The sequence below is a fragment of the Synechococcus sp. BIOS-U3-1 genome (assembly GCF_014279975.1).
Classification (GTDB): Bacteria; Cyanobacteriota; Cyanobacteriia; order PCC-6307; family Cyanobiaceae; genus Synechococcus_C.
The window spans coordinates 2,517,309-2,543,885 of the sequence record NZ_CP047936.1; the positions used below are offsets into that span (position 1 = coordinate 2,517,309).

The 26,577-nt window shown below is 57.8% G+C and carries 22 protein-coding genes; 13 read left to right on the plus strand and 9 right to left on the minus strand.

Annotated elements, in window-relative coordinates:
• Nucleotides 1-9: 9 nt before the first annotated feature.
• Together SynBIOSU31_RS13700 and gloA are read right to left on the minus strand one after the other, a co-directional pair.
• Complete coding sequence (locus tag SynBIOSU31_RS13700; protein WP_186490899.1) at nucleotides 10-2,775, minus strand: ATP-dependent Clp protease ATP-binding subunit; 2,766 nt, start codon at nucleotides 2,773-2,775, stop codon at nucleotides 10-12.
• A gap of 15 nt (nucleotides 2,776-2,790) precedes the next feature.
• Nucleotides 2,791-3,192: a lactoylglutathione lyase gene (gloA, locus tag SynBIOSU31_RS13705; RefSeq protein WP_186490900.1), complete on the minus strand. Its 402-nt coding sequence runs from the start codon at nucleotides 3,190-3,192 to the stop codon at nucleotides 2,791-2,793.
• A gap of 145 nt (nucleotides 3,193-3,337) precedes the next feature.
• On the opposite strand from gloA, the gene eno reads away from it, so the two are divergent.
• On the plus strand, nucleotides 3,338-4,630 hold the full coding sequence (eno, locus tag SynBIOSU31_RS13710) for a phosphopyruvate hydratase (protein WP_186490901.1): 1,293 nt from the start codon (nucleotides 3,338-3,340) through the stop codon (nucleotides 4,628-4,630).
• Between the two features lie 312 nt (nucleotides 4,631-4,942).
• Here the strand turns inward: eno and SynBIOSU31_RS13715 are convergent, their stop codons facing one another.
• The 4 genes from SynBIOSU31_RS13715 to argJ form a co-directional block, all read right to left on the minus strand.
• Nucleotides 4,943-6,625 carry an ABC1 kinase family protein gene (locus SynBIOSU31_RS13715; RefSeq protein WP_255477269.1) on the minus strand — a complete coding sequence of 561 codons (1,683 nt, stop codon included), beginning with the start codon at nucleotides 6,623-6,625 and terminating at the stop codon, nucleotides 4,943-4,945.
• Nucleotides 6,622-6,933 (minus strand): hypothetical protein, encoded by a 312-nt coding sequence (locus SynBIOSU31_RS13720; RefSeq protein WP_186490902.1) that lies wholly within the window; start codon nucleotides 6,931-6,933, stop codon nucleotides 6,622-6,624. Before SynBIOSU31_RS13720 ends, SynBIOSU31_RS13715 begins: the two co-directional genes overlap by 4 nt.
• A 57-nt stretch (nucleotides 6,934-6,990) precedes the next feature.
• Nucleotides 6,991-7,635, minus strand: coding sequence for a hypothetical protein (locus SynBIOSU31_RS13725; RefSeq protein WP_186490903.1), 645 nt, complete (start codon nucleotides 7,633-7,635; stop codon nucleotides 6,991-6,993).
• Nucleotides 7,636-7,723: 88 nt separating this feature from the next.
• On the minus strand, nucleotides 7,724-8,992 hold the full coding sequence (gene argJ / locus SynBIOSU31_RS13730; protein WP_370593720.1) for a bifunctional glutamate N-acetyltransferase/amino-acid acetyltransferase ArgJ: 1,269 nt from the start codon (nucleotides 8,990-8,992) through the stop codon (nucleotides 7,724-7,726).
• Nucleotides 8,993-9,063: 71 nt separating this feature from the next.
• Here argJ and coaE point away from each other — a divergent pair, with 71 nt between their 5' ends.
• The 3 genes from coaE (at nucleotide 9,064) to SynBIOSU31_RS13745 (ending at nucleotide 12,470) form a co-directional block, all read left to right on the plus strand.
• Nucleotides 9,064-9,729, plus strand: a complete 666-nt coding sequence (gene coaE / locus SynBIOSU31_RS13735; protein WP_186490905.1) for a dephospho-CoA kinase — start codon at nucleotides 9,064-9,066, stop codon at nucleotides 9,727-9,729.
• A gap of 120 nt (nucleotides 9,730-9,849) precedes the next feature.
• Nucleotides 9,850-10,560, plus strand: a complete 711-nt coding sequence (locus SynBIOSU31_RS13740; protein WP_186490907.1) for a FecR domain-containing protein — start codon at nucleotides 9,850-9,852, stop codon at nucleotides 10,558-10,560.
• A gap of 35 nt (nucleotides 10,561-10,595) precedes the next feature.
• The gene (locus SynBIOSU31_RS13745; RefSeq protein WP_186490909.1) at nucleotides 10,596-12,470 is read left to right on the plus strand and encodes an adenylate/guanylate cyclase domain-containing protein; all 1,875 of its coding nucleotides are present in this window, start codon (nucleotides 10,596-10,598) and stop codon (nucleotides 12,468-12,470) included.
• Here SynBIOSU31_RS13745 and gatB read toward each other — a convergent pair.
• The gene (gene gatB / locus SynBIOSU31_RS13750; protein WP_186490910.1) at nucleotides 12,460-13,944 is read right to left on the minus strand and encodes an Asp-tRNA(Asn)/Glu-tRNA(Gln) amidotransferase subunit GatB; all 1,485 of its coding nucleotides are present in this window, start codon (nucleotides 13,942-13,944) and stop codon (nucleotides 12,460-12,462) included. The genes SynBIOSU31_RS13745 and gatB overlap by 11 nt on opposite strands.
• A gap of 54 nt (nucleotides 13,945-13,998) precedes the next feature.
• Here gatB and SynBIOSU31_RS13755 point away from each other — a divergent pair, with 54 nt between their 5' ends.
• On the plus strand, nucleotides 13,999-15,135 hold the full coding sequence (locus tag SynBIOSU31_RS13755) for an NAD(P)/FAD-dependent oxidoreductase (RefSeq protein ID WP_186490912.1): 1,137 nt from the start codon (nucleotides 13,999-14,001) through the stop codon (nucleotides 15,133-15,135).
• A 51-nt stretch (nucleotides 15,136-15,186) separates the two neighbouring features.
• On the opposite strand, the gene ndk is transcribed toward SynBIOSU31_RS13755, so the two are convergent.
• The gene (gene ndk / locus SynBIOSU31_RS13760) at nucleotides 15,187-15,645 is read right to left on the minus strand and encodes a nucleoside-diphosphate kinase (RefSeq protein ID WP_186490913.1); all 459 of its coding nucleotides are present in this window, start codon (nucleotides 15,643-15,645) and stop codon (nucleotides 15,187-15,189) included.
• A gap of 137 nt (nucleotides 15,646-15,782) precedes the next feature.
• Here ndk and speA point away from each other — a divergent pair, with 137 nt between their 5' ends.
• Both speA and SynBIOSU31_RS13770 read left to right on the plus strand, forming a co-directional pair.
• Nucleotides 15,783-17,762, plus strand: coding sequence for a biosynthetic arginine decarboxylase (gene speA, locus SynBIOSU31_RS13765; RefSeq protein ID WP_255477270.1), 1,980 nt, complete (start codon nucleotides 15,783-15,785; stop codon nucleotides 17,760-17,762).
• A gap of 5 nt (nucleotides 17,763-17,767) precedes the next feature.
• Nucleotides 17,768-19,237 carry a mechanosensitive ion channel family protein gene (locus tag SynBIOSU31_RS13770; protein WP_186490914.1) on the plus strand — a complete coding sequence of 490 codons (1,470 nt, stop codon included), beginning with the start codon at nucleotides 17,768-17,770 and terminating at the stop codon, nucleotides 19,235-19,237.
• A 30-nt stretch (nucleotides 19,238-19,267) separates the two neighbouring features.
• Here the strand turns inward: SynBIOSU31_RS13770 and SynBIOSU31_RS13775 are convergent, their stop codons facing one another.
• Nucleotides 19,268-19,954 carry a Crp/Fnr family transcriptional regulator gene (locus SynBIOSU31_RS13775; protein ID WP_186490917.1) on the minus strand — a complete coding sequence of 229 codons (687 nt, stop codon included), beginning with the start codon at nucleotides 19,952-19,954 and terminating at the stop codon, nucleotides 19,268-19,270.
• Nucleotides 19,955-20,112: 158 nt separating this feature from the next.
• Between SynBIOSU31_RS13775 and SynBIOSU31_RS13780 the strand changes: the two genes are divergently transcribed.
• From SynBIOSU31_RS13780 to SynBIOSU31_RS13805, 6 genes are all read left to right on the plus strand, one after another.
• A complete protein-coding gene (locus SynBIOSU31_RS13780) occupies nucleotides 20,113-20,550 on the plus strand; it encodes a hypothetical protein (protein ID WP_186490919.1) in 438 nt (145 codons plus the stop codon).
• A gap of 23 nt (nucleotides 20,551-20,573) precedes the next feature.
• Entirely contained in the window at nucleotides 20,574-22,448 is a 1,875-nt protein-coding gene (locus tag SynBIOSU31_RS13785) for a CHASE2 domain-containing protein (RefSeq protein WP_255477271.1), read from the plus strand.
• A gap of 33 nt (nucleotides 22,449-22,481) precedes the next feature.
• On the plus strand, nucleotides 22,482-24,428 hold the full coding sequence (locus SynBIOSU31_RS13790; RefSeq protein ID WP_186490923.1) for a hypothetical protein: 1,947 nt from the start codon (nucleotides 22,482-22,484) through the stop codon (nucleotides 24,426-24,428).
• Between the two features lie 24 nt (nucleotides 24,429-24,452).
• Complete coding sequence (locus SynBIOSU31_RS13795) at nucleotides 24,453-25,115, plus strand: Coq4 family protein (protein WP_186490924.1); 663 nt, start codon at nucleotides 24,453-24,455, stop codon at nucleotides 25,113-25,115.
• A 65-nt stretch (nucleotides 25,116-25,180) separates the two neighbouring features.
• Complete coding sequence (locus SynBIOSU31_RS13800) at nucleotides 25,181-25,747, plus strand: cyclic nucleotide-binding domain-containing protein (RefSeq protein ID WP_186490926.1); 567 nt, start codon at nucleotides 25,181-25,183, stop codon at nucleotides 25,745-25,747.
• 156 nt (nucleotides 25,748-25,903) lie between these two features.
• Complete coding sequence (locus SynBIOSU31_RS13805) at nucleotides 25,904-26,479, plus strand: cyclic nucleotide-binding domain-containing protein (RefSeq protein WP_186490928.1); 576 nt, start codon at nucleotides 25,904-25,906, stop codon at nucleotides 26,477-26,479.
• The last annotated feature ends 98 nt before the right edge of the window (nucleotides 26,480-26,577 follow it).

Genomic DNA, 26,577 nt, shown 5'->3' on the forward strand with positions numbered 1-26,577 from the left:
TAATGGACGTTATTCCGGTTCGAACAGGAAAGGATCGTTTGGTGTCGCTCCAGCCTGCACACGAACCGCCTGAGCCCCGCTGAAACGGTCCTCTAGTAATTCAGTCGCCAAGGGATTCTCCAGACGACGACGCAACACCCTTCGCAGTGGTCTCGCTCCATATTCGGGCTCATAACCGAGGCTCACGATCGCTTCAATCACACCTTCTTCAACGCGCAGCTCCAGCCCTTGTTCTCTCAGTAGCGAGGCCAGATCTGCCAACTGCAGGCGCACGATCTTGCTCAGATCATCGAGGCCTAGGGGCTGAAAACGGATCAATTCATCGATGCGGTTCAGAAATTCAGGCCGGAAATGTCGCCCCAAGGCTTCATCCACAGCCCCATCTAGAGCGGATGCATCAATCGATGCTCCCGCTTCCCTGTCCTGGCGTGCTGATTCAAGAATGGCGCGGCTGGCCAGATTGCTGGTCATCACAACCACGGTGTGGCGGAAATCGACCGTGCGCCCCTGCGAATCGCTGAGGCGTCCGTCATCCAGCACCTGCAACAGCACGTTGAAGACATCAGGGTGAGCCTTCTCCACCTCATCCAGAAGCAACAGGGCATAAGGACGCCGCCGCACCGCTTCGGTCAGCTGTCCTCCTTCCTCGTAACCCACATAACCGGGAGGGGCACCGAGCAAGCGCGCGACAGCATTGCGCTCCATGAACTCGCTCATGTCGAGGCGCACCATCGACTCCTCCTCGTCGAACAGCTGTCCAGCAAGAGCCTTAGCCAGTTCGGTCTTGCCAACACCTGTCGGCCCCAGAAACAGAAATGAACCCACGGGGCGTCGCGGATCCTTCATGCCGGCTCGGGCCCTGCGAATCGCCGCGGCCACAGCGCCCACGGCATCGGACTGGCCGATCACCCGCTGTGCAAGGCGCTGGTCAAGCTCCAGCAGCTTCTGACGTTCGCCTGCCAGAAGCCGCTGGATTGGAATCCCTGTCCAGCGCGCCACCACATCGGCAATGTCTTCAGGCTCCACCTGCTCCCGCAGCAGTGCCGTGCCGTCTTGCTGCGCATTCTTGAGTGCTTCCTCCAGGTCACTACGACGCTGCTGAAGACGATGCAGCTGGTCGTACTGCAGCCGCGCAGCCTCTTCAAGCTCGCCCTGTCGCTCTGCTTCAGCAACGGCATGGCGCAGATCCTCATCTTCCTGCAGCAGCTGGCGCAGTTCTTGCAACTGTTCCCGCTCTGCCTGCCAGCGCTCACGCAGTTGAGTGAGCTGAGACGAAGCCTCCAGTCGCTGGCGCTGAAGCTGAACGCGCTCCGATTCAGGAGCCTGCTCTGCAGCGAGCACCGCCAATTCCACCCGACGCAAATCCATCTCAGCGTCCTCCACAACCTGCGGCTTAGACGTCACATCCATCTTGAGTTGTGCCGCCGCTTCGTCGATCAAGTCGATGGCCTTATCAGGCAAGCAACGGTCACTGATGTAGCGATCAGCTAGGCGTGCTGCAGCCATCACTGCGGCATCGGTGATCGTCACGCCGTGATGCAGCTCATAGCGCTCCTTCACACCCCGCAGAATCTCGACGCTGTGGTCGATCGAAGGCTCGGAGATCTGCACCTGCTGAAAGCGACGGTTCAGAGCTGGATCCTTCTCAACTGTGCGGCGGTAATCCTCTGGCGTGGTTGCGGCAATGCAACGGAGATCCCCTCTAGCCAATGCAGGCTTGAGCAGGCTGCCCGCATCGGAGCTGGAGCGATCGCTATTGACCACGGTGTGCAGTTCGTCGATGAACAGCACCACGCCAGCTTCGGGATCACTCACCTCCTGCAGCACCTCGCGCAGGCGTTCCTCGAACTGCCCGCGGAACTTGGCACCAGCGATCAGCGCACCCACATCCAGGGCAACAAGCCGCAATCCCTGAAGTGATTCCGGAACTTCTCCGGCAACGATGCGCTGAGCAAGCAGCTCGGCGATAGCCGTCTTCCCCACACCGGGCGCTCCGATCAGCACCGGATTGTTCTTGCCCCGACGCGAGAGCACCTTGATCAAGCTGCGGATCTCGCCATCACGGCCGACCACAGGGTCCAGGAGCCCTTGTGCCGCCGCGGCAGTGAGGTCACGGGCATAACGATCCAGCGCCGTTGGCTCTGGCTCATTGGCACGATCAAGCGCCGGATCATCAACAAAGTCTGAAGGCCCCGGCCCCGACTGAACAGGCTCGGTGAATGACTGAACGGGTGGAACAGCAGGAGTTGGCGCTGCTGAACGAATCACAGGTGCAGGAGAAGTGGGCAGTGGAGATTCAGCGGATGAGGTCGGTTGCCGCAGCTCGGCCTCCAGGCGATCGGCAGGCAACCCGAAACGGGATAGGAGATCGGCGCCAATGCGTGGGTCACGGCCGATGGCGATCAGCAAATGTGAAACATCAATCAGCCTTGAACCCCAGAGACCACGCACCCTGTCGGCCGCCTCGAGCAAGGTCTCAAGGTCTTCACCGACAAACAGCTCATCACCTCGCGCCATGGGCTGGTCTTCCAGAAAGCCCTCGAGCTGATCGAGCAACTGGTTTGGAGCCAGAGGCAATGCGGCCACGTCCGACTCAAAGCGTGGATCACTGAATAGAGCCTGGAGCAAATGCTCCACATCGAGATCACCGTGACGCCAGCGACGGGCTGAATCCTGGGCAGAGAGCAACAACTCCCAGGCGTCATCGCTGAAACGGTCTGGCTCCACCGTGAGACTGGCTGGAGGTTGAGGAGTCACGCCGAAATCGGATGTCATCGCGGGCGACTCCACTCAAGCGGCCGTCGATCGGGACGCAAGCTCAATCAGCTCCACTTTGTATCCATCAGGATCCTCCAGAAAAGCGATCACCGTGCTGCCGTGCTTCATCGGGCCCGGTGCGCGCACGAGCCTTCCGCCTCGCTCTGCAATGCCCGAACAGGTGGCATGGATGTCCTGCACCCCGAGAGCGATGTGGCCATAGCCATCGCCCAGGTCGTAATGCTCGGTGTCCCAGTTATGCGTGAGCTCCAGCACGGTGTGATCTTTTTCGTCGCCGTAGCCCAGAAAAGCCAGTGTGAAACGACCGGAGGCATAGTCCTTGCGACGAAGCAACTGCATGCCCAGGACATCGGTATAAAAAGAGAGCGATCGCTCAAGATCACCAACACGAAGCATGGTGTGCAACATGCGCATGATCGGGGTCAATCGCTGTCACCAGCATGGTGCATCCTCAAGATCAGCGGTAGAGGAGCAGCAGGTGTCTTGAGCTGTTGGCAGGGATGGGGAATCAGCGTTGCAGGGGGACCCATAGGATCGCCAAGTCTTTGATCCGCATCACGTGTTCGATTCCCTCGACCTCGTCATCGACACCATCGTTGCCCGTGAAGTCCTTGACTCCCGCGGAAATCCAACGGTGGAAGCCGAGGTCTTGCTGGAAGGAGGAGCCAGTGGTCGGGCCATCGTGCCCAGTGGCGCCAGCACCGGAGCCCACGAAGCCCACGAGCTTCGGGACGGCGGCGATCGCTACATGGGCAAGGGCGTCAGCCAAGCCGTGAATCACATTGAGGAGCGTATTGCCCCCGCCCTCTGTGGACTCTCCGCCCTAGACCAGGCAGCCGTGGACGCAGCGATGCTGGAGCTGGATGGCAGTGACAACAAGTCCAACCTCGGCGCTAACGCAATCCTGGCGGTGAGCATGGCGAATGCCCGAGCAGCCGCCAATGGCCTGGGGATCCCGCTTTACCGCTATTTAGGCGGGCCGATGGCAACGCTGTTGCCAGTACCGCTGATGAATGTGATCAACGGTGGTGAGCACGCCGCCAACAGCCTGGATTTCCAGGAATTCATGCTGGTTCCCCACGGCGCTCCAAGTTTCCGGGAAGCGCTACGCATGGGCACCGAAGTTTTCCACACCCTGAAGGGACTGCTCAAGGACAAAGGCATGAGCACCTCAGTTGGAGACGAAGGCGGCTTCGCCCCTGATCTGGGCAACGTGGAAGCAGGCGAGATTCTGGTGGAAGCCATTCAAAAGGCCGGCTACAGGCCTGGTGATCAGATCGCCCTGGCCCTTGATGTTGCCAGCACCGAATTCTTCGAGAATGGTCGTTATGCCTTTGATGGGGGCAGCTACGACAGCGCTCAAATGGTTGACCAACTTGAGCAGTTGGTTGAGAAGTTCCCAATCGTTTCGATCGAGGACGGACTGGCCGAAGATGACTGGGAGGGATGGAAACTGCTGACCGAGCGCCTGGGCAGCAAGGTGCAACTGGTGGGAGATGACCTGTTCGTGACCAACACCAAGCGCCTGCAACGGGGCATCGACAGCAACACCGCCAATTCAATTCTGATCAAGGTGAACCAGATCGGTTCTCTCACCGAAACGCTCCAAGCCATCGACTTGGCCGGTCGTTCGGGGTACACGAGCGTGATCAGCCACCGCAGCGGTGAAACCGAAGACACCACCATCGCCGATCTGTCTGTCGCTACCAGGGCTGGGCAGATCAAAACCGGCTCTCTGAGCCGAAGTGAGCGCGTTGCCAAGTACAACCAGCTGCTGCGCATTGAAGACGAACTGGGCAGTCAGGCTGTCTATGCCGGTGCAGTGGGACAAGGCCCCCGCGGCAAATCCTGAATCAGTTCATCCGAACGCAAGGAAGCTGCCATTCACTCTTTCATTTCAAGAGTGAATGGCAGCCTTCATGGTGCTTGAAGCAAAGATTCGAAATCATCAGATAAGGCCAAGAAGAAACTTGAACCGATCAGGAAAGACCCTTTCATCAACAAATCATGACTTCCACGAGAAAGCAAACTCAAACTTAGAGCCATCTACAACAGATAATCAGGAGCAAGATTGATGGTTTTCCTAGAAATTAATATCGAATAATCAATCAAACTGATTTAATTATTTACGGCCAAACAACCAGAGCTTGGCAATCAATCCGATTTAGCGTTGTGATGAAGACAAAGCTTCCATCCGGGCATCCTTGCGAAGTTTCACCTGGAGTTTGAGCCAACCCATCCCGACCGGAACAGCCGCACCAAGAGGCAATAGAGCCCAAAGAGGACGCACGCTGGCACCGAGGATCGCAGCCGCTAGGGCCAGGCCTCCGAGCAGCACCGACTGACCAATGGAATTCTGAGCATTGACCATGCGGCGGAACTGACGATCCGATTCACCCATGCGGATCTGTAGCTGCAGATCCCCTTGCTCGAGGCGCTCGAGACTTTCATCCAAGCGACGGGGAATCCCCACAGCCCGAGAACTCAGGGCACCCACCTGTCGGCCGAGCTCATTGAAAAGATCATTGGAACCGGATCCACTGGAAGTCATGAGAGGCAGCAGATAAGGCTTAGCGATCCCCACCAGGGTAAAGCCGGGATCGAGGCTGCGACCCACTCCCTCGAAGGTCGACAACGCTCGCATCACGAAGATCAGCTCCACTGGCAGCCGAAACGGTTGGCCATAAACCAACTCGTAAAGATCTCCCGACAATTTGTCAATCACCGAAGCGCTGAAAGGAGGGGTGAGTGCATCTCGCAGCATCAGGCGAACCAGACGCCTCACAGGCCCGAGATCGACATCTCCAGCGATCACTCCAGCCACCTGCATCTCCTCCACAAGTGCTGATGCATCGCGGGATGCAGCTGCCCGAACCATCGAACCAAGTCGTCGTCTCAAACGCTCGGAAAGCTGGCCCATCATTCCGAAGTCGTAGTAAATCAGCGCACCATCGCTGGCAACCGCCAGATTGCCGGGATGGGGGTCGGCATGGAAAAAGCCGAAACGTACGAGCTGCTGCAGATAGCTGGCAGCACCGATCTCAGCGACCTCGCCCGGATCGATGCCAGCCGCCAGCAGTGCAGAACGGTTGTTGATCTTGATCCCCGGCAAATAATCGAGGCAGAGCACCTGGCGGGTACTCAGTTCCCAGATCACTCCAGGGACACGAATGCGGGGGTCATCCAGAAATTGCTGACGAAAACGAGCAGCGTGCTGGGCTTCCAGTCGAAAATCCAGCTCGCGCAACAACACACGACGGCATTCCTGTGCAATGGCGACCCAATCGCGACCTCGCCCCCATTGAGGATGACGCTGCAGCACAGAGGCCACCTGTTGCATGACCTCAAGATCAAGCCGGAACACCGACTCCAGACCGGGACGTTGAATTTTGAGCACCACCTGACGGCCACTGCGCAAGCTGGCGCGATGCACCTGGGCCAATGAGGCAGCCGCAAGCGGATTCTCATCAAGATCAATGATCTCTGCACAGCGAGCACCCAACTCAGCTTCCAAGAGAGCCTGGGCCTCATCAAACGGGAAAGCCGGAACTTTGTCCTGCAGATCCGCCAGTTCAACGACCCAGCCCGCCGGCAGCACATCAGGACGCGCCGAGAGCAATTGGCCGAGTTTGATGAACGCCGAACCGAGATGGAGTAGTTCCCGGGTCAGCCAGCGGGCACGCTGCTGCTGACGGCTTTCACGACGCTCCTGCGAAACACCACCGGGGTAAGTCCAGTCACGGCTATCCCACCAGAGCAGGAACAGCAACACCAAGACAGTGCGCCAGATGCGCAGTGCCCTCAGCCCCCTGCGCCAAGGCAGAGGGCGCGCACGCCAACGACTCAAGACCTTTCCTCCAGCCGCATGCTCAGATCAGCAACCTGCGCACGCAGCCGATCGATGCGCAGCTGCAGTGACTCTGGCTCTGTGCCAGAGCGATCAGCTGCGGATGCTGTGCAGGGCTGTTCGTCCTGTTGCAAACGTTCCGCTTCTGCCTTCACCTCTTCCTGAAACAGATCCCATTCCTGACGAATACGCTCAGGCGCATCTTGAACAGCGACAGCAACACCCGCAGCTGCATCGGCCACTCCTTCACCCACCCGGGCGATCAGACGATTCATCGCCGCTCTCAACAGGGCGTCCGGAGGAGTCATGGCCTGACTAGCGATGCAGAAACTGTGGCAGATACGCAGACAGGGTTGTGACCACCCTCAGGGAGAGGGTGGAGTCACAGGTGGAGTGGCCGGTGGTGCTTTGAAAATGAGCGACTCATCGATCGCTGGTTGCGGGCTGGCAACGACGGCAGGTGCAGGGTCCGGGGCAACTAGAACAGAAGGCTCGAAGGCAGGATCAGTAGCCGAAGCCGGCTCAGCCACCACAGTTTCAGTATCAGGAGACAAAAGGGCAGCAGGCTGAGCCCCATCGAGACCCGCATCCTCAACAACATCCTGAGCGGGTACCGCCTCTGGTGCAGCCGTTGACACTGGCTGCTCTTGGATCTCCCAAGGCTCCGGCAGAGCAGCCTGCTGGGCTTGCTCACGCTGCTTCGCTTGCTGAGCGATGGTCTCGGCCTGTTCACTGACCTTGCGTTGCTTGGCGTCAAGAGCTTCCTTCGCTGCCACATCCCCCATCAGTGGTTGATCAGCGCCGTACCGGCGCCTCAACCCGTCCAAGGTCTCTCCAGGAAAACTGTTTTGGCGAAACGTCGCCTGCTGTGGCTTTTCCCAGGCCTGCTGCATCAGGACCACCCGCTGGGTGATGCCGTAACCGAGAGCAAAACAAGCGCCCGCAACCAGAGGTCCAACCCAGTAACGAGGTCGTCTGGATCGCTGCTGATTAGGGGTTGTTGTTGTCATCGCTGTGGCAGGCATGAACAACACCGGAGATCCGGCGCAACCCATCATCGCGTCTGATCACCGGTGCTGCATCACCTCCCTGAATGGATCAAGTTGTGTAATCGGCATTAATGCGCACGTATTGATCGGACAGATCGCAACCCCAGGCACGACCTTGGCCAAGGCCAGAGCCGATCTGCAGACGGATCAGGACAGCATCGTCGTCGAGGTAGCGCCCGGAAGCACGCTCTCGCAGGTAGGTGGACGCCGCCGCCCTATCAAAGCCAAGCGGCTGACCGTTCACCATTAAATGATGCTCTCCGATCCAGAGAGAAACTGCCTGCGCGTCAAAGGCCACTCCCGAGCGTCCAGCCGCCGCCACAATGCGGCCCCAATTGGGATCACGGCCATGCACTGCCGTTTTCACCAGCGACGATCCACACACTGTGCGGGCCATCTGTAAGGCGTCTGCTTCTGATGCAGCTCCCTCCACAAGCACCTCAATCAGGCAGGTCGCACCCTCACCATCACGCGCGATCGAGCGCGCGAGGTGTTGAGCGACAAGGGTCACCCCTTGCTCAAGTCGTTCAAGCTGATGGGCCGCGAGAGGGTCACCCGCGGCAAAGGCCAGGACAGTGTCATTGGTGCTGGTATCGCCATCAACGGTGATGGCGTTAAAAGAGCGCTCAACGGCGCGGCGAACCATGGCCTGCCAAGCATCTGCTGGCACTCCGGCATCACAAGTGAGATAGCCGAGCATGGTGGCCATATCCGGGTGAATCATTCCCGAACCTTTGGCCATCCCGCCAATGCGCACGATGCGGCCTTCAATCTCTGCCTCAACAGCGATCTGCTTCTCCACCAAATCCGTGGTGAGGATCGCGTTCGCAGCCGCCGAACCGCCGTCAACGGCCAGAGCCTCCACGAGCGGGTCAAGACCAGCCAACAACTGCTGCATCGGGATCGGCACGCCAATGACGCCCGTGGAGCAGATCAGGACCTGATCACTTACCACTCCCAGACGGTCTGCCAGAACTTGAGTGGCACGCCGACTATCGATCAGACCACGGTCTCCAGTGCAGGCATTCGCCTGGCCGGAATTGATCAGCACAGCTCTGCACTGACCCCCCATGATTTGCAGGCGCTCCGCACAGAGATCCACACAGGCTGCCCGCACCATCGAGGTAGTGAAAGTACCGGCACAGACGGCACCCTGCGGCGCCAGCAGCAGAGCTAGATCCGGCTTTCCGGAGTCCTTGAGTCCAGCTGTGATGCCTGTGGCCTGAAAGCCACTGGGAGCAGTGACACCGCCTTGAATAGGCGTCCAGCTGGAAGATTGCGCCATCGAAGGACTGAACAAGCGATCCACACGACTTATTCAAAACGCCCATGCGCCGCTATCTACGCCGCGCGAGTTACAGACTGGAATCAGTCATCGAGCACTGGCACTTGAGTGCAACATCCCGCTGGAACGGTGCGCAGCACCGCATCGGTCTCACCGGTGGCATCGCAAGCGGCAAAAGCAGCGTTGCGCGCTACTTGCAAGACCTTGGGGTTGTGGTTCTTGATGCAGACCGTTACGCCCATGAAGCTCTCAAGGCTGGAAGTCAGGCCTCGGAGGCCGTGCTGAAGCGTTATGGACGACAGGTTGAAGCTGCACCGGGTTGCGACATCGAGCAGAGCTCAAGTCAACGCAAGATCAATCGCCGGGAGCTGGGCAGGATCGTCTTTAACAACCAAGACGAAAGACGATGGCTAGAGCAGACCATCCACCCAGTGGTCCGTGCGCGCTTCGAGCTCGAACTGGCGAAGCATCCAGAAACTTCAACAGTTGTCTTGATGATTCCGCTTCTGTTTGAAGCCGATCTCACAGAACTCGTCTCCGAAATCTGGGTGGTTCACTGTCTACCGGCACAGCAGCTTGAGCGGCTGAAGCAGCGTGACGGTCTCAGCACGGCCGAAGCCGAAGCAAGAATCAGCGCTCAATGGCCCATGAGCCGGAAATGCGAACAGGCCGACCTGCTGCTTGACAACTGTTCAGCGCCCATCGGCTGGGAACGACAGATCCAGACAAGGCTTGCGCGGATCATTCCCAGTCAGCGATTGATTCCCTAAGGCCTGAACTCTGACAACGATCAGTGCATCCAACAACATCCAAATCAGACGATTGAAACGAGCTCAGAGTCACATTCAGCGAACGATGGCAGGATTCGATTGATCAGATCGATCGAACCGATGAACTTCTTCCGCCAGATCGTCGTCTTCAGTTCCTGCCTGACAGTCTCATTGGCTGGAACTGCTCCGGTTTTTGCTGACTCACAGAAAGCCACCATTCAAGAAATCCTGGACGGAGACGAGCTGTTCATCGACGATCAAAAAGCCAAAATCGAAGAAAAAGCACAGCCACCACAAGTCATCAGCACAGGCCTGAGCCGCGGCCAGATTGCCTTCAGCGGCGGCGCTGTCGGTCGAATCAACCGCCAATCGCTGGTCAAGCTCGGCAGCAGCTGTTTCCTGCTGAACAAAGGCCAGATTCTGATCTCAGGACGTCAGGACGGTTGTACAGCTTCAAGTCGATTGAGCGTTCGCGGCACCAATTACGTTCTCAAAATCAGTGATGACGGCAGTGCAGATCTGGCCGTGCTGGAAGGGTCCGTTGAAGTCACGGACAACAGCGGTGAAAAGGAGGCTGTCACCGTTGAAGCCGGCCAACGCCTTCAACTCAGCCCGGCGGGTGTGGTGATCGGACTGCTGCAATTGGCAGCCGGGGACTACCAGAGAATCCTTGATGGTCCCCTGTTCATCGGCTACACAGCGCCATTGCCGGGGTTGGCTGATCTCAGGCGTTATCTGAATCTGAATGTGCCTGGGTTACGCATCCCCAGCGTGCCGGGAAGCCAAATCCGAATCACACCCAGCCTGCCCAGCCCAGTTCGTTTCTTCTGATGGCCTGATCACCCCAACTCCACGTACCACGGCGGATGAGAACCACCACCGGACAGGCCAGAACAAGCATCGCGATCACGCTGTTCGGCTTGCTCTGTGGTGGCCTCGGCGGCTGGCCACCCGCTCTTTGGCGCAGCTGGTCTAAAGACATCAGCGATCAGATCACACTCTGGGCCGGGCCCAGCACACCTCCGGCAGAGGTAGTGGTCATCGCCGTGGATGATGCATCTCTGCAGCAGGCAAGATGGGTTCTGGAGGATACGTACCCAGATCCCTGGAGCGAAGGTCTCGACCGCTGGCCTTGGCCAAGAGCGGTCTACGGGCAGCTGATTGAACGCGTCATCGCAGCTGGCAGTCGTGGTGTAGCGATCAATGTGCTGTTTGCCGGGCAAAGCATCTATGGCCCTGAGGATGATGCTCGCTTCGCGGGAACACTGAAGCGCAATCGTTCATCTGTGGCTCTGGCCGCCGAAATGATGGAACCGGTTGATCGCCAGGGGGCGGGCGGGCTCTCCCTCGAACCCCCCGCATCAACCCTGCTGGATGCTCTGGGTGGCCTGCCCTATCTGGGCCTCACCAACATGCTCAACGCCGAAGACGGCAGTATCGGTCCACATCCAGAAGCCTATGGACATCGGGTGCTGCGGCCTTACGGCTTCGAGTTGCAGCAATCCCTCCCATCTGCCCTGCTGAAGATCGCCGGGCTCGAACCACCGCTCGATCAGGCTGATCGTTCGCTACGGCTGTATGGACCAGAGGGAACCATCACCCGACTGTCAGCCTGGGAAGTGCTGGACCCGCAGCGCTGGCGCAATCACCCCTTGCGAGCCAGGCTCAGGGACAGTCTGGTGCTGATCGGTCCAACGCTCGAAGACAACCAGAGCGGACAGTCCACACCCTTTGGAACCCTATCTGGGGTGGAACTGCTGGCCACAGCAACCGCCAATGACCTCGACGGCAGCGGCCTGCGTCAATGGCCTCAGCATCCCTGGCAGAAAGCTCTGTTCAGCGCTGCCTGCAGCTGGCTGATTGCCTACCTGGCCACGCGACGCCTCACGCTGCGCTGGCGGCTGGTCACCTGCTCACTCGGTCTGACCAGCCTCCTTCTGATCAGCATCATCACGCTTGTGCAACGCCAGACCGTGCTGCCTTTGCTGGCACCAAGTGCCGGGGTCGTTGGTCTGGCTTCCACACTTGCCGTCAGCAGTTTCTGGCGGGAAGAGCAAGAGCGTCGACGACTCCGCCAGACGTTTGAACGCTACGTCTCTCCAAGCGTGGTCCAGGAAATCCTCAAAGACCGCGACAGCGCCGAGGGAATTCTTAGAGGCAAGACGCTTGCAGTGACAGTCCTGTTCAGTGACCTTGAGGGATTCACGGCCCTAACCCGAGAACGATCGCAACAAGGGCGCAGCGAAGAGCTCATCCATCAGCTGAATCGCTACCTGGGCCGAATGGTGGAGGTGATCACCCAGCATGGGGGCACGGTCGACAAGTTCATCGGCGATTGCGTCATGGCCGTTTTTGGATCACCCGTCAGTCGAGGGACTGAGCTGGAAGCCAGGCAGGCAGTTCGTTGTGCTGTAGCCATGCGTCAGGCCTTGGAAGAACTCAATCAGGAGTGGACAGAAAGGGGGCTTGATCCGCTCAGCTGTGGAATCGGCCTAGCCAGCGGGGAAGCGGTGGTTGGCCAGATCGGCAGTCCACAACGGATGGATTTCACCGTGATCGGCGACACGGTCAACCTGTCCAGCCGCCTGGAATCACTGACCAGAAAGCTCGGCACGCCCGTCCTGATGGATGAGCAAACTGCACTCCTTGCTGGGGCTGAGATCGCCACAGATGATCTCGGTGAGCAGGCAATCAAGGGTATGGATCGCTGCCAGGTCTATCGACCCAGGCTCACCCCTTGAGTTTTTGACTAAGGATCTGGTTGGCAAGCTTGGGATCGGCCTTGCCACCGGTCTTTTTCATCAGCTGGCCGACAAAAAATCCCTGAAGCTTGGTCTTGCCGCCACGGAACGCCTCAACCTCGTCGGGATGAGCCGCGAGCAGCTCTTCAACGATGGCGGTGATCGCTCCAGGATCGCTGATCATTCCCAAACCGCGTTCATCCACGATCGCCTTAGGTGAGCCGCCCTTTTCGAGCAGTTCAGGGAGGATTTCCTTGGCAATCTTGCCGCTGATCTTGCCGCCATCGATCAGCTTCACCATCTCCGCCAACTGATCAGGACGGAACGGGAGTTCTGCATAACTCAGCCGGTTGCTGTTCACGTGGGCAGCAATATCTCCAGTGATCCAGTTGGATGCGAGCTTGGCGTCAGCACCGTCACTCACCACGGCCTCGAAGTAATCGGCCATCGGACGCTCATCGGTGAGCACGCGGGCGTCGTACTGAGACAGACCCAGATCGTCGGCATAGCGATGCCGCTTGGCGGCTGGCAACTCAGGCAGTTCAGCCCTCCACGCCTCACGCTGTTCAATGCTCACTTCGATGGGTCCCAGATCAGGATCGGGGAAATAGCGGTAGTCGCTGGCCCCTTCCTTGCTACGCATGCTCTTGGTGAGCTGCTTGCCTTCATCCCAGAGACGGGTCTCCTGAACAATCGGCTCGCCGCTCTCATAAGCCTTGATCTGGCGCTGGATCTCGTATTCGCAGGCCTTCTGAATCGCGGAGAAGGAGTTCATATTCTTGATCTCCACCTTGGTGCCGAAGGGGGCATCCGGCCCGCGGCGCACGGAGATATTCACGTCGCAGCGCAGCGATCCCTCCTGCATGTTGCCGTCGCTCACTCCGATGTAACGCACGATCCGACGGATCTCCGACGCGTATTCAGCCGCTTCACGACCGGTGCGGAGATCGGGCTTACTAACGATTTCTGCGAGCGCCACTCCAGCACGGTTGTAATCCACCAGCGAATGGGTGGATCCCGCCAGACGATCACTGCCGGCGTGCACAAGCTTGCCGGCATCTTCTTCCATGTGCAGGCGCTCGATGCCGATCTTTTTGAGATAGGTGTCCTTGCCCTTTTCAGCCACCTCCACCTCGATCCAACCCTCTTCCGCGATCGGCTCGTCGTATTGAGTGATTTGGTAGTTCTTGGGTAGATCCGGATAGAAATACTGCTTGCGATCGAACTTGCAGTGCTCCGCAACGTTCAGATTCAGGCCCATCGAAGCCTTGACCGCGAACTCGAGCACCTTCTGGTTCAACACCGGCAGCGTTCCCGGCAGACCACAAACCACCGGATCAATGTGGGTGTTGGGATCATCCCCAAAGGTGGTGGAAGATGCTGTGAAAATCTTGCTGTCGGTGCCCAGCTGCACGTGGGTTTCAAGGCCAATCACAGCTTCCCAGGCCTGTTCAGTCGCTGCAGGTGCCGACATCCGTTGAGAGGATCGATGAGGGCTTGATCCTATGGAAAGGCTAGACATTCGGTCATGACCGCGTCCGAGAGAACAGCCACCGAAGCGATTCTGATCCTTGGTGGAGGCCTGATGGGACTGGCCATCGCCCATCAACTGGCACGCCGCGGCCTCCAAGTCGCTGTGCTCAGCCGGCGTCGAAGCGAAGCAGCAGGTTTCGTCGCAGCCGGCATGTTGGCGCCGCACGCCGAAGGTCTCGAAGACCAATTGCTGGCATTGGGCGAGATCAGCCTGAAACGCATCTCCGGTTGGGTGGCCCAGATCGAAGCCGACAGTGGTCTGTCCTGTGGCTTGCGCTCCACAGGCATCGTGGTGCCCTTTCGCAGTGCCGAGGAACGTGACCGATATCCCACAGCCAACCAAGGCGAACCCCTCAACCGAGACGACCTGGATCAAGAGCTTCCCGGGCTTGCCGCAGCTTGGACAGCCGGCCTGCTCTTTGCTCAGGACGGTCAGATCGACAACCGACGGCAATTAATGCGGGCTTTGGAGAGCGCCTGCGTGGACCGAGGTGTGCACTTCCAGGAGGGTGTGGAAGTGTTGGATCTGATCCATAGGGACGGACGCCTCAGCGGCGTGCGTGCCCGCGACTCTGAGGGGAGTTTGTTCTCCCTCCCATGCCGCCAGGCAGTTCTCTGCAGCGGAGCTTGGAGTGCCCGGCTGCTACCTGAATTGCCGGTATTCCCAGTCAAAGGGCAAATGCTCTCGCTCCAGACCCCCCGCGGAGCTCTTCGGCGGGTGATCTTTGGACCTGGGATTTATATGGTTCCAAGAGAGGACGGTCTCGTGGTGGTGGGCGCCACATCAGAACGCGAAGCAGGATTCAGCGAAGGCCTCACTCCGCACGGCCAAACCACACTCAAGGAAGGCATCGCCGCATTGATGCCGGAAGCCATCCATTGGCCGCCCATGGAGCGATGGTGGGGGTTCAGACCCTGCACGCCAGATGAGGGACCGCTACTTGGCTCGAGTCCGATCGAAGGGTTGCTGCTGGCCTGCGGCCACCATCGCAACGGCGTATTGATGGCCAGTGCGACCTCTGAGCTGATCGCCGACATCGCCAGTGGACAGGAGCCTCGACAGGATCTAACCCAGCTCATGCCCTACTTCCGCTGGGATCGCTTTTCGCACAAAAAAGCCTCGAAGACCTGAGGTCCTCGAGGCTGCAAGCAATCAGCAATCAGCAATCACTGAAAAAATAAATCAGCTCTCCACACGCCATTCCTGGTCGGAAGGGGCCCAGTCATTGAGCTCAGAGGGCTGGAACCAGAGACCGATCTCAAACTGAGCCGTCTCAGGAGCATCAGAGCCGTGGATCACATTGCGGCCGATATTCACAGCCAAGTCGCCGCGGATGGTGCCGGGCTCAGCTTCAAGGGGCTTTGTGGCCCCGATCAGTTTGCGGGCACTGGCAATCACTCCATCTCCTTCCCAGACCATGGCCACCACTGGGCCTGAGGTGATGAACTCGACCAGGCCAGCAAAGAAAGGGCGCTCTTTGTGAACGCCGTAGTGCTGTTCAGCCAATTCACGGCTGGGGGTGATCTGCTTCAACCCCACAAGCTTGAAACCCTTGCGCTCAAAACGGCCAAGGATTTCACCCACCAGCCCGCGCTGGACACCATCGGGCTTGATGGCGATGAACGTGCGTTCGGTGGCCATGAAGAATTACAAGAGTGAAGTGGGGCATCCTCTGTGCTGACCCACCCACTTGGCAAGCAAGCCGCAGACGATTTGTTTCTGCTGCTCTGATGCAGGCTCCTTAGATTTGCTCAAACAACAACAGCGCTTTCTCACGCATGGTGCTTGCCGACGCCAACCAACCGGAACGTGAGGGCACAGACGGCAGACCAGCACTGAGCACGCCCTGGAATATTCAAGACAGCTCTGAGTTGTACGGGCTGGAGCGTTGGGGGGATCCCTACTTCTCTATCAACCTGCGCGGGCACGTGAGCGTGCAACCCCGCGGAGAGCGCGGCGGAAGCCTTGATCTGGTGGAACTCGTGCAAGGTTTGCAAGGCAGGAACCTGAACCTGCCACTGCTGATCAGGTTCGACGACATCCTCGAAGACCGGCTCGAGAGCCTTCATGCCGCCTTCGAGCGAGCGATCACTCGATACGACTACAGCGGTCGGTACCAGGGAGTGTTCCCTGTGAAATGCAACCAGCAATGCCATGTTGTGGAGGAGCTGGTGAGCTGCGGCAAGCGCTGGCACTTCGGCCTTGAAGCCGGCAGCAAAGCTGAATTGCTGATCGCCCTGTCGCTCATTGACGACCCCGAGGCATTACTGATCTGCAACGGCTACAAGGATCAGCGTTACATCGAGACGGCAATCCTGGCCCGAAGGCTGGGCAGGCGGCCGATCGTCGTGATCGAACAAGCCGACGAGGTGCAACGAATCATTGATGCCAGCCAGGAACTAGGCGCAGCACCCCTGATCGGGATCCGCGCTCGACTCTCCAGCCGAAGCACAGGCCGCTGGGGCAACTCGATCGGCGATAAGGCCAAATTCGGCCTGCCAGTCCCAGAGATCCTCGCGACTGTGGAAGCTCTAAGGAACGCCGGACTGCTGGAAGAACTGCGCTTGCTTCACTTCCATGTCGGTAGCCAGATCAACGACATCGGTGTTGTCAAAGACGCGCTGCAGGAGGCGTCCCGCATCTACGTGGAACTCCACAAACTGGGAGCCCCGATGGGCTATCTGGATGTGGGTGGCGGACTGGGAATTGATTACGACGGAAGTCGGACAGCGACCGCTGCCTCCACGAACTACTCGCTCCAGAACTACGCCAACGACGTTGTTGCGACAGTCAAGGAAGGTTGTGAGCCCCATGGAGTGGCAGTCCCGACCCTGGTGAGCGAAAGCGGCCGAGCCATCGCCAGTCATTTCTCAGTTCTGGTCTTCAATGTTCTCGGTACAGGCGGACTTCCGCAATCGGCACCTTCACGCTCCGAGACAGAATCTCTGATCGTGAGCAACCTGCACGACACCCTTTACGGGATCAAGACGCTTCCGAATGACGGCAGTGCAGATGTCTCTCGACTGCAGGAAGCCTGGAACGATGCCCTCAAATTCAAGGAGGACGCGTTAGCAGCATTCAGACTCGGCTATCTGAGCCTCACCGAACGCAGCCAGGCCGAACAACTCACCTGGGCCTGCGCACGGGCCCTTGTCGAAAAACTGCCTGAAGATGCCGTGCTTCCCGAGGAACTTCAGTCCTTGCCTGCAGTGCTGGCTCTCACCTATTACGCGAACCTATCGATCTTCCGCTCAGCCCCCGACACCTGGGCCATTCAGCAGCTATTTCCCCTAATGCCAATCCACAGGCTGGGAGAAAAGCCCACCGAACTGGGACATTTTGCCGATCTCACCTGCGATTCAGATGGTCGGCTCAACCGCTTCATCGCCGATGGACGCAGTAAGCAACTGCTGGAGCTGCATTCTCTCCATCCGCAAGAGCCCTATCTAATCGGCATGTTTCTGGGTGGGGCTTACCAGGAAGTGATGGGCAACCTCCACAACTTGTTCGGCACCACTGATGCCGTGCACATTCGTCTGGCACCAGGTGGTGAATACCAGGTGGACCATGTGGTGCGTGGAGACACCAACGCCGACGTTCTCATGGCGATGGAACACAACCCGGAAACACTGTTGGAACGCCTGCGGGTCGCCAGTGAGCGGTCGATCCGTGCCAACCAGCTCAAAATCGCCGAAGCTCGACGGCTGATGGATCATCTGGAAATCAGCCTGCGTCAGAGCACCTATCTGCAGAACTGAATGCCATGACTCTGACTCTGAGCATTCTGGCAATTTTGACGCTGCTCACAGTTCATCGAGTCTGCAGGCGCCAACATCTCAGCCCACCGCCCTTACGACTGCCTCTGATTGCAGCCATCGGCATCCCTGTGCTGAACAAGCTGGCTGAAATCGTCAGCTACGGGGGCCTGCCGGTGCTGCAGAGCTCGCTAGCAGCATCCATCACTCTGCTTTGGGCTCTGAACCTGGTCCGAATCCTGACTTGGGCCATCCTGCAAATTCCTGCTGAACTCGGCTGGTGGAAACCCACTGCCAAGATCCTGCGCGACCTGCTGACCCTTGCAGTGATCACGGTCGTCACGATGGTGGTGATTCACCGAGACTTCCAGGTCAATCTTGTCGGGCTGGCAGCCACGTCAGCCGTCGTCACCGCCGTCATCGGTCTTGCTGCGCAGGAGACGCTGAAAAATCTGTTCGCAGGCATCTCACTGCAAGTTGATTCACCGTTCGAAGAAGGTGACTGGATTGACCTGGGTTCAGCAACCGGCGTCGTGACATCGCTCCGTTTAATGACGACCCGAGTACGCGGACTAGACGGCTCAATCACCGTGGTACCGAACAGCCGCATCGCCGTGGAGGGGCTGCGCCGCTTCAAACCTGAAGAACCCGTTGGACAGATGATTGATGTGGGATTGGATTACAGCCTGCCTCCAAGCCAGGCGATCCAGTTGCTGCAACAAACTCTTCAACGCAACCGCAAGGTGCTCCGTCAACCAACCCCGAAAGTCTGGGTGTCGTCCTTCGAAGACAGCTCAATCACCTACCGCTTACTGACCTGGCAGACATCACCACTGGAATTACGGCATCTGAGGAGCACAGTGCTTGAACAGATTTGGTACGCCCTCCATCGCGTTGACCAGTCCATCCCCTACCCAATTCGAGACATTCGCACCAAGCCCAGCCAAGCCAAGTTGCCATCCAATGACATCACGTTGGAACAAAAGCAAAACCTCCTGGCCTCAACTGAAATCTTCAGTCATCTCAATGAGCATCAGCTTGCAATGCTGGCGGACCTGGCAAGCTGCGAAACCTTTGCACCCGGCGAATCGATCGTTAGGCAAGGAGAGCGCGGTGACAGCCTATATCTCGTAGTTCGTGGAACCTTGGAGGTGTTACAGACAAACGCCAATAACTCCACCACCCAGCCAAGCCGACATGTCGCGGATCTTGAGACAAGTGACAGCTTCGGCGAGATGGCACTCTGCACCGGTGAAGTTCGTTCAGCAAGTGTGATCTGCAAGAGCGAATGCGTCTTGATCGAGATCGAGCGCAAACACCTTCTGCCACTGCTCGAAGAACAACCAGAAATTCTCGAAACAATGGGCTCGATCATGGCCGCACGGCAGCAACAACTCAAAGTCAACAAAGAGCAACGCGCTGAAACCCGTCGACTCGCGTTGATCGCACGCATGCAGAGGCTTTTTAACCTCACCTGAGCAGAGTGATCACTCAGTCCAACACAAGCATCAGGGAATCAGATCACGCTTGCGAAGCGGCATGAGATCAGCCAGACGCAAGCACCCGTTCTGCTCACTAATCGTTCCTCGAGTCCGCAGCTTGCTGAGCGTGCGTGAAGCAGTCTCCCTCGCCAAACCGGCTAGAAGGGCGATCTCCCTCTGTGCCAATGGCGGGAGTTCCGCCTGCAAGTCCTCCCCTCCTGAGCTTTTACGGGCCAAATACGCCAGCGCATCCAGCACCCGAGTGGTGGCATCGGCGCTCTGCAAAGCGAAACGCTGGTTGAGATCACGCAGTCGACTGGCCTCCAAGCGTGCCAGCCCCAAAGCGAATGGAGCGAGCTGACCCAGCAGCGATGCAAAGGGGGCAGATCGCATCTTGATCAGATTCAGAGGCGTCAGAGCGACAACATCTGCTGAACGTGTAGCGCCATCCAGTGCTGCCATTTCACCAAAAACATCACCAGGGCCCAGCAGCGACATGATGACTTCATCCCCGTCAGCTGTGTAAGTGCGCACCTTGGCTAAGCCATCGCGGATCAAGAACAGTGATTCACCCCAGTCCTGTTCCATGACGATCACCTGGTCGAGCTGGTGACTGATCACCCGATGACGATCAAGCAACAGAGTCAGCTGTTCAACCGGTAGGCAGGCAAACAGCGGCATGGACCCAAGTTCCTCAGGTGTAAGCGCAGACATCGTTGATAAAGAGTGCCACCGGAAGGAAGGCCAGCCACAGAATCACCATGACGATGTTGGAGTCAGGCCGCAACTAGCTCTGCCCAAACCAGTGGTTCGGATCTGAGGAACTTCAGAACATGACGTGAACAAAGCCTGATCGACCTCCTATGACCAGCATGAGCTCATCCGCTCCCCGGCGACACATGCAGGGCAGGAACCGACAGCTCAGCACGATGTGCAACCGGTTACGGATGCTGTTGAGCAACCATCGATCAGCCTTGAATCACAGCACACTCAAAACGGCGCTCACAGAGGTAGTAATCCAGCAAGACACACCGGCTGAACGCTTCCTAGACGTATTGGCGGATGACCTTCTCCAAGCCATGATCTATGACAGCGATCTGGTGATGGAACCACTAGGTCTCAGCAGTCGCCCCTGCAGGAAGCCCAATCAGCATCTGGCACTGTTTCTGGAAGGGCTCGAAGCCCTGAACAGCAGAGAATCCCTAACGCTTGAACCTTGCTGCCAAGAGCTGGGAAAGGAGTCCGATCAGATCCTTGCCATTCCCGCAGATCGACTGCGAAGACTGGATCAGATTCTTAACCAACGATGAGAAGAATCTCATTTCTCCGATGGATGCGTGGCCACAGCGCTGTTCTGATCCTGAGTGGGGTTATTGCTATTGGCGGTGGTCTGAGCAGCACCTGGTTGAGGGGCATCGAGTTGCGTTTCGCAGGAGTGGTGCAGGAAACCCGCGGGGTTCGATCCGTACCTGATCGGTTGATAATCGTTGCCATTGACGACTTCAGCCTGCAACAGGCAGCGAATGCCGATCTCAGCAACGACCCGCTGCTGCAAAGCCTGAGCCAGTGGCCCTGGCGACGACGCATCCATGCCACGGTGCTGGATCGCCTGATCGAAGCAGGGGCGACCGCGGTGGCTTTCGATTTGCTCTTTGAGTCGCCCAGCAGCCATGGAGAAGCAGATGATGCTGCATTCGCCAAGGTCCTGAGACGTCATCGTGAGCAGGTGGTGCTTGGAGTTCAGGTTCTCAGCAGTCAGGGCCCCGTTGCAGGGATGTCCCTCTTAGATGTCACACCAACCCTGCGGCCTGCTGACACACCCATAGATCGAGGACTACTCAACGGCGAACCGGACAGCGATGGAGTAATTCGACGCCGTCCGGGGCAAGTCACTCAGTTCATGCGTGAACAGTTGGATCCGTCCATACCGGATGGGCTGGCCATCGCGCTACTCAAGAAACAAAAGCAAGCAGCTGATTTCAGCATCTTCAGCCAAGACCTTCTAGATCCCTACGGGCCTCCGGGCACCATCCCCACCCTCTCCATCTGGGAGCTACTTGAACCACAGGCCTACGCCTCGATCAAGAGGTCCGGTCGGCTGCGCAATGCCCTTGTTCTGGTGGGACCGACGGCAGCCGTGTTGCAGGATCTCCACCCGGCAGTGTTCTCAGGAGCTCAGGGCATGCCAGGAGTGGAACTGCATGCAACGGAACTGGCAAACCGTCTGGACTCCCGCTCACTGCGCTGGATCCCCACACCTGCAGGATGGAATCTGGTGATGGCGTTCCTAGTCATTGTCGCCGGGGTGAGCACAGCCCGGCTTGAACGACCACTTGCTCGCCTGGGCTTTCTCCTAAGCGCAGCAGGACTTTTGGTCGCAGGAAGTGCTGGTCTGATCGTCTGGGGCGGGGTTCTGCTGCCGATTCTGGGGGTGGCAGGAAGTGTGGCGATCACCGGAATCGTGACAAGTGCCGATGCAACCGTGCGACTGCAGTGGCAGCGACGGCGTCTGCTCCGCACGCTTGGGCGCTATCTCTCTCCCGCTGTGGCAGCAAAGATCGCGGACCAGCCCGAGGAGACCGATGGTCTGCTGGGAGGACAACTAATGAATGTTGTAATCCTGATGAGCGACATCCGGGGCTTCACCGGCTTCACCCAGGAAATGACAGAACAAGGGAAGGTGAAGGAACTGGTCAACCGACTGAATCAATACTTCAGTGAGGTGGTGAATGCCGTGCATTCCGAACAGGGGACCGTTGACAAATTCATCGGCGACGCTGTTCTGGCCGTGTTCGGTGCTCCGCTGAAACAAAGCCGAAGCGCGAATGTGCGTGCTGCGGTCAGAACCGCGCTCGCACTGCAGGAAAAGCTGGCGGTTCTGAATCGTGGCTGGGAAAAGCAAGGCCAAAAGCCATGGGAGCAGGTGATCGTGCTCAGCCATGGCTGGGTCTTGAGCGGCAACATCGGTTGTGCAAGCCGCATGGACTACACCGTCATCGGTGATGCCGTCAACACAGCCAGTCGCCTAGAGACAATCGCCAAACAAACCGGTCAGCTGATCGTAATAAGTGCCGCTGTGGCCGAGCAGCTCCCAAGTAATTTTCCTCTCCGGAACATCGGAACATTCGCCATGCGCGGGCAAGAGAAGCAACAGGTGTTCGCACTTGGAACTGACACTGATGCTGACGACTGGCCAGACACTCTTTAGTAACACCTATTTGTCCACTGCAGAGAGCAAGCGATGCGTGTATTCAGGAAGCTTCTGGCCCTAGCCTGCTCCGCAGCCCTGATCTCTCCTGAAGCCGCTGCAACTCCGTTCAACAGGGCAACCCTTCGCCGTATCGTCGAAGGCAATGAAGTTTTTATCGACCGTCGTCAGGCCTCAGTCAATGAGACCGCCGAAAGGGGACAGGAGCTAAGCACCGGCAGCAGCAGGGCTGAAGTGCTATTCGATCGACGCGCTCTCGGCTTCTTAGGTAACAACACTCTGATCCGACTGGGGGAGGATTGCTTTCGCCTGAATCGTGGGCAGGTCCTCGTGAATGGACCACAGAACACCTGCCTCGGTAGCAAGGTCCTCGGCATTCGTGGCACCACCTATGTCCTCAGCATCAGAGACAACGAAACCTACGAACTGGCGGTGCTGAGCGGAGCTGCAACCGTAGGAGAGGTCCTCGAGGAACCTGCAAAGCAGAATCGAACCGATATCCTTTCGATGTACCCCACTTTGAATCCCGTCATCGGGCTGGGATCAAGTGCTTGGGGTAGCGATGCATCAGGAGAAACACTCGGAGAAGCCGCAGGACTGATTCTTAGCGACGCCTCCTTTTTTGTTCCGCTGAGCCAGAGCATGGGGAGCAATCTCCTCTACAGCTACACAACTGCCAGCAGTAATTTCGAGGGTGCTTGGGGAAGCAGCACTGAACTGGGATACAAGTGGTTCAACCCCGACAACCGCAGTATCAGCTCACTACTGGTGGGTTACGACGGCTGGGATATGGGTGGGTGCTACCACTCCCAACTAGCCCTAGGCGGGCTTTGGCAAAAGGGGCGCTGGCAGTTCGGAGTCAATGGAGGTGTTCCCCTTGATCAGTGCGTCAACAATCTGGGATTTGCGATTGGACAGGTAGGAATTCCGGTCGCTGATGTAGGCGACCAATCGATCACATTGTCACTTTCTCCTTATTTGTTGCATGGGATTGGCGAGTCATATGGGGGAGGCCGAGTTGGCGTGAATGTCCCCATCGGCAGCCAGCTCCTACTCTCTGCCTACGGTCAGTACGACAACCTTCTCGACACAGTGGTTGGAGGCCAGGTCAGCTATCGCTTTGCGACGAATGGAGGATTTGTCAACGATCCGAACCATCGAGAGCCAACCCAGCCATCTCCTTTGCCCTGGCAGAGCAGCGAATTCAACACGGGACGTCCGATGCAGATCGCACTGGAGCGTGGTGACGCGGCACAACCATCACAGCCTCACATTACTGAAACCCAGTCACTTCCAGCCTCATTCAGAAACCTGATCGGCAATGCCGATGAAAAAGTGCGAATTGAAGCTGGCGAGGTGGCCACCTTCGACAGTGATGGAAGACTCCTGACTCAGCAAATGATGAGCAAGGAGAAATTCTCACAATTGATCATCGACACGATGAGCGGGCAAAACCTTCTGCCTGAAAGTCATTTAATCAACCTTGTCTATCAAGAGCTCTACGGTCTGCCAGACAGGACACTGCTATCGATCCTTGGATCCGACTGGCTGATTGCAGCGAGGACGCCTTACCCAAGACTGCGTGGTGCCAATAATCTCGTGGTCCCCGATAACAAGCTGCCGAAGCAGGAGGCCAAAGTCGCAGAACCTGAAGACGAGGAAGAAGAAGAGAAGGAGGCGGAGGCTGAACCTGAGCCGGAGCCAACACCAGAGCCTGAGCCAACACCAGAACCGGAACCAACACCAGAACCAGAACCAGAACCAGAACCAGAACCAGAACCAGAACCAGAACCAATGATTCTGACCTATGTCTGCAGAGGCTCAGGCAGCTCCTCGATGCTCTATTACACCGGGACAGGAATGGGTGGCAGCCTGAAGAATGCGGTGCGCTTTCAGACCACTTCTCAGTCAGGGGCATCCTGCAGCGGACGCGGAGCAGGGTCCACTGGCACTGAACCAACATCCCCTTACTTTCTCTGAAACGACAGAAACGGCACTCTTTTAATGCAAATCAATCTCCAAGAACGACTGCAGAGCCTGAAGCTTTTAGCCAGCCTTGCGGCATTCCTCAAAAACCCTGGCTCTCTAGACAGCGTCCTCGCAGTGAGCGCCAGCTTGAAGGACAGCCCGCTTGCCGAACAGATGACCCGACATCTACTGGACAATCCCGACTTCGCCCAACTGGTAAAGAACGGTTGGCGTCCTCAGTCAATCGACTTGTCTGCACTCCAGACACTCCCGGCGGGCACGCTCGGACGCTGCTATGCCGATCAGCTCATTAGCCAGGGAATCACTCCCGACTCGCTGATCGACCCCTCACCCATCAACGATGAGCGTGATTACATCACGCATCGCCTCAGGGAGACCCACGACATCACGCATGTATTGACCGGATTTGGAATCGATGGCGACAGTGAACTGGGCCTACAGGGATTCAACCTTGCCCAGAACCGATCACCACTGGCGGTGATGCTGATCTTCGGAGGCATGCTCACGGCACTTCAGAACGATGAACCTCTGGCCCCAATGCTGCGCGCACTGGCGAAAGGCTTCCAAATGGGACTGGATGCTGAGCTTGTGATCTCCCGCAAACTGGAAGAAGGCTGGGATCGCCCGCTCAACGAGTGGCGCAGTGAGCTGAGGCTTCCTGAAGCAATCCCTAGCTGATCCTTGCAGGCACACGGGCGCTATCGCACGAATGCAGGTATCACGGAGAGATAAGCCGTGAAGCAATGTGGGGAGACGAGCCTCAGCTGCAGGCCTTCCGAGAACGACTGAAACTCCTACTGGTTGGACACCAGCAGGAGCTCAATCCGGAGAAGATCGTCGCAGCAGAAGGAGACATTCTGTTTCACCAGGGCGACTCGGTGAAGACATTGATGTTGCTGAACCAGGGCCGTGTCGCCGTTGACATTCATTTCGGCGATGAGATCCACACACTGGCAGAAGTTGAGGCCGTGGAATTACTTGGCGAAGTTGGTTTCTTCGCTAATGGCAAGCACTACGCCGACTTCCGGGTTGTCAATGGACCCGCAAAACTGCTGGCTATTCCAGGCCAAGCACTACTCCAGGCCATGTTGTTTGACTCTGATCTCGTGGTGGAGATGCTGTCACTGGTGAGTGAGCGCTGCCGCCGCGGCAATCAGGTCATCGCCATGCTGCTGAGTGGCATTGAAGCCGTACATGACGATTCCCAGGAGAAAATCGAACAAGCAACGACAGAGCTTGGGGGCATCCATTTCTGCATCTCCAAAGCCAGCAAACAACTGCAGCAGCTACGTCAACGGCAACGAAGTTGAATGACTCACTCCATCCAGAGCCACCAGCACCAACAGGATCAGAGCATCCGACAAGGGGATGGACATTGAGCAACGTCGGAACATGACGCTAAGGAAAGGAGAGATGCCTGATCTTCCAGGAACAGCCAGCATGCATGCAGCGGCTCCCCGCAATGCATGAAGAGCGAAAACCAACAGCTCAACCAAATTCGTGATCGTCTGCGGATGTTGCTGAGCACCCATCTCTCCACAGTCAGCCATCAAACGCTTACAGCAGCTGTGGGTGACGTGCTGATCCAACAGGACAGCCCTGCCGTAAAGGTGCTGATTGTGCAAACAGGGGAATTGAAAGTTGAGCGCTGTGAACCAGGTGGCACGCCTCAAGTGATCGCCCGAATCGGACCGGATGAGCTGGTCGGAGAAATGGCGTTGATCGGTGATCAACACCACAGCGCAAGCGTCACAGTGAGTCGCGGACCGGCCGAGATCCTGGTGGTTAAGGCAGATGATCTACTTAAGGCTTCCATCTACGACAGCGACCTGGTGATGGAACTGCTGGCCCTAAGCAGCAGCCGCTGCCGCCAAACCAATCGCCATCTAACTTTCATCCTTGAAGCCCTAGGGGCTTTGGATCAAGAGGATTCCTCCGCACTGGATCGGTGCTGCAAAGAACTAGAGCAATGCTCTGATCCAGCCCTTTCCAATGCAGCCCGACGGTTGAGGCGACTGGCGCAAATACAGGAAAAACCATGAGAGAACAACCCCATCTCCGCTGAATTCCGCGTCATGGCGAGAACCCCATCTCAGTGGTTACTTCACAGCCGTCGCAGGAATCAGCCGGGATTGATTGA

Coding starts and splice junctions, on each gene's coding strand:
- SynBIOSU31_RS13700 (WP_186490899.1), bottom strand. CDS start 2,775: ATGACATCCGATTTCGGCGTGACTCCTCAACCTCCAGCCAGTCTCACG.
- gloA (WP_186490900.1), bottom strand. CDS start 3,192: ATGCGCATGTTGCACACCATGCTTCGTGTTGGTGATCTTGAGCGATCG.
- SynBIOSU31_RS13720 (WP_186490902.1), bottom strand. CDS start 6,933: ATGACTCCTCCGGACGCCCTGTTGAGAGCGGCGATGAATCGTCTGATC.
- SynBIOSU31_RS13725 (WP_186490903.1), bottom strand. CDS start 7,635: ATGACAACAACAACCCCTAATCAGCAGCGATCCAGACGACCTCGTTAC.
- SynBIOSU31_RS13740 (WP_186490907.1), top strand. CDS start 9,850: ATGAACTTCTTCCGCCAGATCGTCGTCTTCAGTTCCTGCCTGACAGTC.
- SynBIOSU31_RS13745 (WP_186490909.1), top strand. CDS start 10,596: ATGAGAACCACCACCGGACAGGCCAGAACAAGCATCGCGATCACGCTG.
- gatB (WP_186490910.1), bottom strand. CDS start 13,944: ATGTCGGCACCTGCAGCGACTGAACAGGCCTGGGAAGCTGTGATTGGC.
- SynBIOSU31_RS13755 (WP_186490912.1), top strand. CDS start 13,999: ATGACCGCGTCCGAGAGAACAGCCACCGAAGCGATTCTGATCCTTGGT.
- ndk (WP_186490913.1), bottom strand. CDS start 15,645: ATGGCCACCGAACGCACGTTCATCGCCATCAAGCCCGATGGTGTCCAG.
- speA (WP_255477270.1), top strand. CDS start 15,783: ATGGTGCTTGCCGACGCCAACCAACCGGAACGTGAGGGCACAGACGGC.
- SynBIOSU31_RS13770 (WP_186490914.1), top strand. CDS start 17,768: ATGACTCTGACTCTGAGCATTCTGGCAATTTTGACGCTGCTCACAGTT.
- SynBIOSU31_RS13775 (WP_186490917.1), bottom strand. CDS start 19,954: ATGTCTGCGCTTACACCTGAGGAACTTGGGTCCATGCCGCTGTTTGCC.
- SynBIOSU31_RS13780 (WP_186490919.1), top strand. CDS start 20,113: ATGAGCTCATCCGCTCCCCGGCGACACATGCAGGGCAGGAACCGACAG.
- SynBIOSU31_RS13785 (WP_255477271.1), top strand. CDS start 20,574: ATGCGTGGCCACAGCGCTGTTCTGATCCTGAGTGGGGTTATTGCTATT.
- SynBIOSU31_RS13790 (WP_186490923.1), top strand. CDS start 22,482: ATGCGTGTATTCAGGAAGCTTCTGGCCCTAGCCTGCTCCGCAGCCCTG.
- SynBIOSU31_RS13795 (WP_186490924.1), top strand. CDS start 24,453: ATGCAAATCAATCTCCAAGAACGACTGCAGAGCCTGAAGCTTTTAGCC.
- SynBIOSU31_RS13800 (WP_186490926.1), top strand. CDS start 25,181: ATGTGGGGAGACGAGCCTCAGCTGCAGGCCTTCCGAGAACGACTGAAA.
- SynBIOSU31_RS13805 (WP_186490928.1), top strand. CDS start 25,904: ATGAAGAGCGAAAACCAACAGCTCAACCAAATTCGTGATCGTCTGCGG.